The sequence below is a fragment of the Clostridium fallax genome, assembly GCF_900129365.1.
Taxonomy (GTDB): Bacteria; Bacillota; Clostridia; order Clostridiales; family Clostridiaceae; genus Clostridium_AH; species Clostridium_AH fallax.
Window position 1 is genome coordinate 1 of record NZ_FQVM01000043.1, and the last position, 9,568, is coordinate 9,568.

Here is a 9,568-nt window from a genome sequence, read left to right on the forward strand (position 1 = left end):
TATTTAAATATATTGAAGGTTGGTATAACAGAAAAAGGATACACTCTTCTATTAATTACATGACTCCAGATCAATGTGAATTATTAGCTAGAAGTGCAGCATGAAAAAGTTTGACTTTTTGTGTCCAAAATATTGACATAAGACCACCCACGTGTTACTCACCCGTCCGCCGCTAGATTATTTCCCGAAGAAAACTCTCTCGCTCGACTTGCATGTGTTAAGCACGCCGCCAGCGTTCGTCCTGAGCCAGGATCAAACTCTCAATTTAAAAAGTTTAATCTTTACTCATATAAAAGAATTGCTGGTTTAAAAAAATCTTAAAAGATTTTGTAAGTTTCTCTCTGTTTAATTTTCAAAGACCAAATGTCGTTTTGTCTTAGCGACAAGATATATATTACAATATATATCTTGTTTTGTCAACACCTTTTTTAAAAGTTTTTAACAAAATTATTATTATCTTAAACTTTCTTAGTTATTGACTGTCGTCTCTCTTGGCGACGAAATTTATGATACCACTTCAAATACTGCATTTTTACATGATTATACATAAAATTAAGAATATATTCTTTTCTTTCTATTAAATTCTCTATTTTTCATTATTTTTTATCTATTGATACGCTAGGTAATGTTTCTTATTTTTTTCTAAATATTTCATCTAATTACATACCATAATATGTATATTTAAACTATTTATATAGTAGATAATGACCATTTAAGTTAAAATTTATACATAGATATCTATATAATTATTTTAAAATTTATTATTATACAAATATTAACTATAAACTTTTATGTAAAAATAAAATACGTCTAATAAATATAATAAGTTATATATTATTTATTAAACGTATCTTATTATTTAAATTTCATTTATATAAACTGACATTAAAGCTTAGTATATTTATTTAATAAACTTTAATAACTATTATATAGCTATATTCTTTATAGCTTTTGAACATTTATTGCTTGAGGTCCTTTTTCTTTAGTTACTACATCAAAGGATACCTCTTCACCTTCATGCAAGCTTTTGTCATTTCCCTTTTCCTTAATTTGAGAATAGTGAACAAATATATCTTCTCCATTATTTCCAGAAATAAACCCATACCCTTTTTCTTCGTTATACCATTTTACAATACCTGTGTACATTTATTAATCCTCCATTACTTATTTATTAATTATAATGTACCCAAATATAAATATTTAATACCTAATTGTTTTTTTATCTCTTAAATATATTTCTGAACCTAAAAGATTTTTCTTTTATTTTTTTTCCTAAATTATTTATAGCTTCCATAGGAGCCTTTTGCATTTGATATCTAGCTATATTCATTATAGGATGAAATAAATTTATACAATCATTATATCCTTGATCAAACCTTCTTCTTGCTCCTTCTTTTGTAAAATCTAAAGTTTCACTAACAGAATCGTCCATATACTTAGGCTTTATTTCTATAATTTCAGAATTAGGAAAGCAATCTCTCTCTATAAAACTATTTTTACATAAATGAACTACTATAATCGGATCATATCCTTCCCCATATAAAGGTTGTATTGGAATATTGTCTGTAATTCCTCCATCTAAATATTTATATTCATTTACCTTTTCGCTTTCATATATAATAGGAATGGCAGATGTAGCTAATAATATATTTCTAATTTCATCTTCACTTTTATTATTAAGCTTAAAATATCTTGGTCTTATTTGGGGAAGTTCACTGCAGGCAACATAAAAAGATTTGTTATTATTTATTATTGTATTAAAATCTATATATTTATCTAAGATATCTATAAGTCCTTTTCTTGATATATTTCCCTTTTCTAAAGTTCTTGGCATATACTTTTTTACAAAATTTAATTTTTTAGATCCTATAGCTAAAAGCACACCTCTAGTCATTAAATCTAAATTATCTGTCGGTAGTATTTTCTCTACAGATATATCCATCCAAGCTTCTTTAGCAATATCAATATCTCCTTGTAAAAAAAGTATAGCATTTAAAGCACCTATGGAAGTTCCTGATACACCTTCTATATATTTATCTACTCCTAATTCTTTTAAGGCTTCCCATACACCTATCTGGTAAGCGCCTCTTCCTCCTCCTCCAGCTAAAACCAATCCTAATTTCATTTTAGGACACCTCCATTTTAATACGCTTTTTAATAAATCTATTTTTATAATAAAGTTATATAGATAACTTCAATCTCTTTATATTACTTTTAGTATTTTATTTAACTTTAAGTAAATACTATTATTAAAATTAATGAAATTATTTTAAGAATTAAAATTATATTTAGCTATTATCTAAAATATGAATATCTCCTAAATCATATTTTTTAAAAGAGCAGATATATAATTAAGTAATAAAATCCTACTTTACATTAATAAATTATATTTCTGCTCATTTATAACTAGCTTATTTAATTTTTAATTAAATTTTGTAAATAACTCTTTATTATAATTATATGACTTTTATCTTTCTTTTCTTCTGTTTAAATCATTTATTATTATAAGGGCAGTATCCTCAATAGCTCTCTGAGTTACATCTATAGTCTTACATCCTAATCTTCTCATTATCTTATCTGCAAATTCAAATTCTTCTAGTATCCTTGAATCACTAGCATATTCTATATCAGAAGATATCCTATGAAATTTATCCATCCTTCTTTTTCTAATTTCTATAAGTTGAAGTGGATTTATTGTAAGCCCAAATATTTTTTTCTTATCTATTTCATATAATTCACTTGGAATTCCTACCTCAGGAACTAGGGGAATATTTATAGCCTTGATTCCTTTGTTTGCTAAATACATACAAAGTGGTGTTTTTGAAGTTCTTGATAATCCTACTAAAACAACGTCAGCATTTTTTAGACCTCTGTAATCTTTACTATCATCATATTGCATTGCAAATTCCATAGCTTCTATCCTTTTAAAATATACCTCATCAGTTTTCCACATAGCACCTGGATTATATGAAGGCAATTTATTTAATAGAGTTGATGCGATATTTATAATTGGACCTAAAATATTTATTGCATTTATATTATGTTCTATACAATTTTGAGTTAAATACTCCCTAACATTAACAGTTATTATAGTAGACACCACTAAAGATAAATCATTTTTTAATATAGTTTTCATTATATCATCTACATCTTCTAAAGTTTTTACATAAGGTAACCTTTCTACTTTAACTTCTTTACCAAATTGACTAGCAGCTGCTACAGCTACCTGTTCTGCTGTTTCTCCTATAGAATCTGATACTGCATAAATAGTTAGCATAATTCATTCCTCTCTTTCTTCGTTATAACCTTATACCATTATCTAGTTACCTTAATTTTAATGTAGAGATTTTTTGTTTACAATATAATTTTCTTAAATTTCAAAATTATTTATCAATTTTATATGTTATGCAAACTATTCTTTCCTTTATAAATAATAAATGATAGAATTTACTATAAGTGATTTTTTATTATAAAAATTATAATTTTGTTGCTTTTAATAAATTAGGAGGAAAGATTTATATGAACAAAAAGAAATTAATAACTATAGGAATTCTTCCTTTTATGTGGTTTCTTTATTTTTTATTTGAATTAATTACAGGTAGAATTCAATCTAACTATCATATATTCTTTAATATATTGATGTGCGTAATTTTTGCATTAACAGGATATATAATTTATACAATTGGTATAAAGTTTCCTAAAGGTTTCTCATCAAAATCGCTAGTTATATTATTTTTTATCTTATTTTTATTAGATCAAGGTGGAAAACTTATAATAAAGCTTTTCTTTTTCCATAAAGACTTTTATATAATAGATAACTTTTTATCTTTTCATCCTATAATAAATTCTGAAGGTTCCTGGCTTAATGCTCGTTTTGGAACTAATGTAAGTTTTGGATTCTTAATATTTTTAAATATAATAGCGTTAATTATTTTTTGGGAAGGATATAGATATTATAAAAAACTTGGACATAGAGACTCATGGTCAGATTTGTGTATAGTTTTCATTATGGCAGGTTGCATATGTTCTCTAATAGATAAAATTTTTTATGGTGGAAGCTTAGATTTTATAGGTATAAGCGACTTATTTATAGCTGACTTAAAGGATATTTATATAAATCTTGCTGTTTTCTTATTTATACTTACAGTATATTTCAACGGATTTTTAAATGATGATGAAAAGTCAACTTTAAAAGATGATATTCAAAGTATAAAAAAATTCTTTAAATTTATAAAAGAAGATATCCAATCTCAATTTAAAAGTAAAAATTAATAAATTTAATAAAAAATTAGACTATCTAAAAATTGTATTGTAATAAAATACTGATATATGAATTTTAATATCTATTTCATTAGATAGTCTTTTTTTTATATTTTATATTAAATAACCTTAAAGTCTCCACCTAACTTTTTTAAGTCCTCATAAAATTTAGGGTAAGATTTATTTATAGACATTCCATCTATTATTTCTACAGATTTATTACTTAGCGTGCCTGCAATGGCTAATGTCATTTCTATTCTATGATCATTAAAACTATCTACTGTTCCTCCTATAAAACTCGTAGTTCCATTTATTATCAACTTATCATCCTCTTCTCTTATATATCCACCTATGTTATTTAGTCCTTCTCTTATAGCCATTAATCTATCACTTTCCTTAAGCCTTACTCTTTCCGCTCCAACTATCTTACTTTCACCTTTGGCTTTACTAAATAGCAGAGTTAGTATAGGGAGTAAATCAGGACATTCACTAACATCTACAACCCCAGGGATTATATCGCTCTTTTTTACCAAATACCCATCATCAATTGGAGTTATATTACCATTAAACCTCTTAACTATATCTATAATAACTTTATCTCCCTGTATAGATTTATGATTTAGACCAGTAATTTCTAAGTCTCCATTTAAAACTGCTGCAACAATCCAGAAAGCTCCCTGAGAATAATCTCCTTCAACTTCATAGATATTATTTATTTCTAATCCAGTATATTTTTGTTGACCTTTTATAAAATACTCATTAGAACTTATTTTATTAATAATCACACCAAACCTTTTCATTATGTCTAAAGTCATATCAACATAACTTTTAGATTGTAGATTGTTAGTTATTATAATTTTAGAATCTTCGTTAAGTAAAGGAAGAATAAAAAATAATCCTGTTATAAATTGAGAACTTATATCTCCTGGAATTTTATATTCTCCTGGCTTTAGTTTTCCTTTTATTTCAATAAAATCTTCTCCTGATTTATAATATAAATTTTGACTTTTATAAATATCTTCATAAATTTTCATAGGTCTTGATATTAGTGACTTTTTACCCTTTAACAATATTTTTCTATTAGTCATAGATGCTATAGGTAACATAAATCTTAGAGTAGATCCAGATTCATTACAAAAAAGTGTACTTCCTTCTTTTAAGAACTTCTCTCCATTTACTAATATATTCACATTATCATCAATTTTATTTTTTATTATTTTAAAATTAGCTCCTAAGCTCCTTAAACAATTAATTGTAGCTATAATATCTTCTGATAATGAAACTTCTTTTATTAATATCTCTTCATTACAAAAAGCTGCACAAATAAGAGCTCTATGCCCATATGATTTAGATGTGGGCACCTTCACTCTTCCCTTTAATTTACAAGGGTTGATAATAATAGATTTGCCTTTCATTTTATATCACCTAGCTTTAAACTTTATTCTTTTTCACTATACTATAATTACTTTTTACTGTCTAATCGTTGAATATTATAAAAATTTGTTTTAAAATCATATTATGTCATCCTGATAAAAGGGTAATTTTCTCTTTTATTGGCTTCGCATATCATTTTTTACTAATTCTAATTGCAAGGATAAGTTCTAAGCAAAAGGATAATGGCGCAAATTATTTTAAAGAGGTGATATTGTGGAAAATAGAGTGGGCGTAATAGCTATAGTTATTGAAGATTTGTCTAGTGCTCCAAAGGTCAATGAAACGCTCCACAGTTTTGCTAATATAATAGTAGGTAGAATGGGGATTCCTTATAAAGAAAAAGGAGTTTCTGTAATATCAATAATAATAGATGGAACAACTGATGAAATAAGCGCCTTAACTGGGAAACTAGGACGTATACCAAAAGTTAATGTTAAATCAGCAATAACTAAAAATTAACCTTGCCTTTAGGTTTAGTTAACAAAACTAAATTCAAAAGGAGTTTTAATTATGAAAAAAGATTTTAAAGCTGAAGATTTTATTATTGATAGCGAGATAGTGTCCTCTCTTGAAGAAGGGAAAAAATTAAGTAATGATAAAGAATATGTGAGATCTCTTATTGAAAGAGCTAAAGATTTAAAAGGATTATCTCACAGGGAAGCAGCTGTATTACTTCATGTAGAAGATGAAGACTTACTTAATGAAATGTATAAACTAGCAAGTGATATAAAAAAACAAATCTATGGGAAAAGAATCGTTCTTTTCGCTCCCCTTTATGTTTCAAATTATTGCGTAAATAACTGTAAATACTGTGGTTATAAGCATTGCAACTCATCATTATTCCGTAAAAAACTTACAATGGACGAATTAGCTGAAGAGGTTAAAGTATTAGAAGGCATGGGTCATAAAAGACTTGCTTTAGAACTAGGAGAAGATCCTGTTAATACACCTATAGATTATGTATTAGATTGCATAAAAACAATTTATTCATTGAAATTTGATAACGGCAGCATAAGAAGAATAAACGTAAATATTGCTGCAACTACAATAGAAGAATATAAAAAGTTAAAAGAAGCAGAAATAGGCACATATATATTATTCCAAGAAACTTATCATAAAGAAACTTATGAAAAGATGCATCCTCAAGGACCTAAACATGATTATAACTGGCATACAACTGCAATGGATAGAGCTAGAGCCGCTGGTATTGATGATGTAGGAATAGGAGTTCTTTATGGATTATATGATCATAAATATGATACAGTAGCAATGCTTATGCACGCAGAACATTTAGATAAAGAAACAGGAGTAGGACCTCATACAATATCAGTGCCAAGACTTAAACCTGCTGAAAATGTAAAAACAGAAGATTATCCTTATCTTGTAGAAGATAAAGATTTTAAAAAGTTAGTAGCTATTCTTAGAATATCTGTTCCTTATACTGGAATGATAATTTCTACAAGAGAGGAACCTGATTTTAGAGAAGAGGTTTTAGCTGTAGGTATATCTCAAGTAAGTGCAGGTTCTTGTACTGGAGTTGGTGGATATTCAGAATCTAAGAAAAACCCAGATGAAAAGCCTCAATTTGAAGTTGGAGATCATAGAAGTCCTATGGAAATTATGAGAAGTCTTTGTAGCCAAGGATACCTTCCAAGTTATTGTACTGCATGTTATAGAGAAGGAAGAACTGGTGAAAGATTTATGTCCTTAGCAAAAACTGGTCAAATTCATAATGTATGCTTACCAAATGCCATATTAACCTTCAAAGAATTTTTACTTGATTATGCAGATGAAGAAACTAAAAAAGTTGGTGAAAAAGCTATAGAAGAAGCTCTTAAATCTATTCCTAAAGAAGCTGCACGAAAAGCTTGTGAAGAAAAATTAATAAGAATAAAAAATGGTGAAAGAGATTTAAGATTTTAATTTAAAGGAGAAATGCTATGTTAGATACACCAAGAGCTAATAGACTCCATATCGCTTTTTTTGGTAAAAGAAATGCAGGTAAGTCTAGTTTAGTAAATACTCTCACAAATCAATCAATTTCTTTAGTATCTAATACTCCAGGAACTACTACTGATCCTGTTTTTAAATCAATGGAACTATTACCACTTGGACCAGTTGTAATAGTAGATACCGCTGGACTTGATGATGAGGGTGCTTTAGGTAACCTTAGAATTAAAAAGACTAAGGAAGTTATGGATAGAACTGATTTAGCTGTACTTGTAATTTCCCCTACAATGGGTGAATCAAATAATATTTCATCTATCAATGATTTAGATATAGATTTAAAAAGAGAAGTAGAATGGATAAAAGATTTAAAAGAAAGAAATATACCTATTATAGGGGTTATAAATAAAAGTGATTTATTGAATAAAGTAAATATAATAAATTCAAAAGAAATTCAAAATTTAAATATTCCTATAATAGAAGTTAGTTGCAAAAATAAAGAAAATCTAAGTTTATTAAAAGAATATATAGTAAATTATGCTCCATCAGATTTTGAAAGACCTACAATAGTTGGAGATATAATAAATAAGAAGGCTAAAGTAATACTAGTAGCGCCTCAAGATATACAGGCTCCTAAAGGAAGATTAATTCTTCCTCAAGTCCAAGTTATAAGAGATTTATTAGATAATGATGCTATGGCTTTAACTGTTAAGGATACAGAGTTAGAACTATTGCTTTCAACACTAAATGAAAAACCTGACTTAATAATAACTGACTCGCAAATTTTTAAGAAAATAAATAAAATAGTTCCAGATGATATACCTCTCACATCTTTCTCTATACTAATGGCTAGATATAAGGGAGATTTATCAGCATTTGTAAAAGGTGCACGAGCTATAGATAAATTGAAACCAAATGATAAAGTACTAATAGCAGAAGCTTGTACGCATCATGCTTTAAAAGGAGATATAGCAAGAGAAAAAATTCCTCTTTGGCTTAAGGAAAAGGTAGGTAATTCTCTTATAATTGATAATATTTCAGGAATAGATTTTCCTGATAACCTAAAAGAGTATAAACTAATAATTCAATGTGGAAGCTGTATGTTTACAAGAAAACAACTTATGAGTAGACTTATAAAAGCAGAAGCATCTAATGTTTCTATAACTAACTTTGGAGTAGCAATAGCTAAATTAAATGGAATATTAGAAAGAACTGTTAAAATGTTTCCAGAAGCAAAAAAATAAAAAAACATAAAACAAAAGGACTCTTATTAAATAAGAGCCCTTTTGATATATAAATGCTAAGCAAGTTTCTTGCTACAAAAAAATCACTCTTATTGGAGTGATTTTCTTAATATAATGTTGTTCTCACCTGGCAACCATCTACTCTCCCACTCAGTCGCCCAAGCAGTACCATCGACCGTTTAAATCTTAACCTTCGTGTTCGGTATGGGAACGGGTGTAACCCTTAAACGCATTATTACCAGATTTATTTTTCTCTCAACAATATATTATTATACATATATAATAGGATATTGTCAATAATTATATTAAAAATATTTTATTTTTATATATAATATCTTATATATATTTTTTATTATTCTTATTTTACAAATTTATTAAATACTATATACCTTTTATATCATCAATACTTTTCTTATCTTATTTTTTAATACTTATATTATTTATACATATATTTAACATAAATAATAATTATAGATTTAAATAAAACCACATGAATAAAAAAATCAATAAAAATAATATTCGTAAATATCTTTATAATATTTATATTCTTTAATAAAACAAAAAAATCCTTTAGCATTTGCTAAAGGATTTGGTGACTCACCGGGGAATCGAACCCCGGACACCATGATTAAAAGTCATGTGCTCTACCGACTGAGCTAGTGAATCATACTAACCTGGCAACC

The 9,568-nt window shown here is 27.1% G+C and carries 8 protein-coding genes, 1 tRNA gene and 2 rRNA genes; 4 read left to right on the top strand and 7 right to left on the bottom strand.

From position 1 onward, the window contains the following. From BUA70_RS13180 to BUA70_RS12515, 4 genes are all read right to left on the bottom strand, one after another. Positions 1 to 268 (bottom strand): 16S ribosomal RNA (locus BUA70_RS13180); the annotation flags it as partial. Positions 269 to 942: 674 nt separating this feature from the next. Further along, a complete protein-coding gene (locus BUA70_RS12505; protein ID WP_072897794.1) occupies positions 943 to 1,146 on the bottom strand; it encodes a cold-shock protein in 204 nt (67 codons plus the stop codon). Between the two features lie 73 nt (positions 1,147 to 1,219). After that, a complete protein-coding gene (locus BUA70_RS12510) occupies positions 1,220 to 2,125 on the bottom strand; it encodes a patatin-like phospholipase family protein (protein ID WP_072897796.1) in 906 nt (301 codons plus the stop codon). Positions 2,126 to 2,467: 342 nt separating this feature from the next. Beyond that, on the bottom strand, positions 2,468 to 3,277 hold the full coding sequence (locus BUA70_RS12515) for a pyruvate, water dikinase regulatory protein (protein WP_072897798.1): 810 nt from the start codon (positions 3,275 to 3,277) through the stop codon (positions 2,468 to 2,470). Positions 3,278 to 3,519: 242 nt separating this feature from the next. Between BUA70_RS12515 and BUA70_RS12520 the strand changes: the two genes are divergently transcribed. Continuing rightward, the gene (locus tag BUA70_RS12520) at positions 3,520 to 4,272 is read left to right on the top strand and encodes a signal peptidase II (RefSeq protein WP_072897801.1); all 753 of its coding nucleotides are present in this window, start codon (positions 3,520 to 3,522) and stop codon (positions 4,270 to 4,272) included. Between the two features lie 107 nt (positions 4,273 to 4,379). On the opposite strand, the gene aroA is transcribed toward BUA70_RS12520, so the two are convergent. Further along, a complete protein-coding gene (aroA, locus tag BUA70_RS12525; protein WP_072897804.1) occupies positions 4,380 to 5,675 on the bottom strand; it encodes a 3-phosphoshikimate 1-carboxyvinyltransferase in 1,296 nt (431 codons plus the stop codon). 232 nt (positions 5,676 to 5,907) lie between these two features. Here aroA and BUA70_RS12530 point away from each other — a divergent pair, with 232 nt between their 5' ends. The 3 genes from BUA70_RS12530 to hydF are packed head-to-tail and all read left to right on the top strand — an operon-like array spanning position 5,908 to position 8,885. Beyond that, positions 5,908 to 6,153, top strand: a complete 246-nt coding sequence (locus BUA70_RS12530; protein ID WP_072897807.1) for a TM1266 family iron-only hydrogenase system putative regulator — start codon at positions 5,908 to 5,910, stop codon at positions 6,151 to 6,153. 51 nt (positions 6,154 to 6,204) lie between these two features. Further along, positions 6,205 to 7,617, top strand: coding sequence for a [FeFe] hydrogenase H-cluster radical SAM maturase HydG (gene hydG, locus BUA70_RS12535; protein ID WP_072897810.1), 1,413 nt, complete (start codon positions 6,205 to 6,207; stop codon positions 7,615 to 7,617). A 17-nt stretch (positions 7,618 to 7,634) separates the two neighbouring features. Further along, a complete protein-coding gene (gene hydF, locus BUA70_RS12540; protein ID WP_072897812.1) occupies positions 7,635 to 8,885 on the top strand; it encodes a [FeFe] hydrogenase H-cluster maturation GTPase HydF in 1,251 nt (416 codons plus the stop codon). A 125-nt stretch (positions 8,886 to 9,010) separates the two neighbouring features. Here the strand turns inward: hydF and rrf are convergent. Both rrf and BUA70_RS12550 read right to left on the bottom strand, forming a co-directional pair. Next, positions 9,011 to 9,128: ribosomal RNA gene (gene rrf / locus BUA70_RS12545) — 5S ribosomal RNA — on the bottom strand. 347 nt (positions 9,129 to 9,475) lie between these two features. Further along, positions 9,476 to 9,551 (bottom strand) — tRNA-Lys (locus tag BUA70_RS12550). Positions 9,552 to 9,568 lie beyond the last annotated feature (17 nt).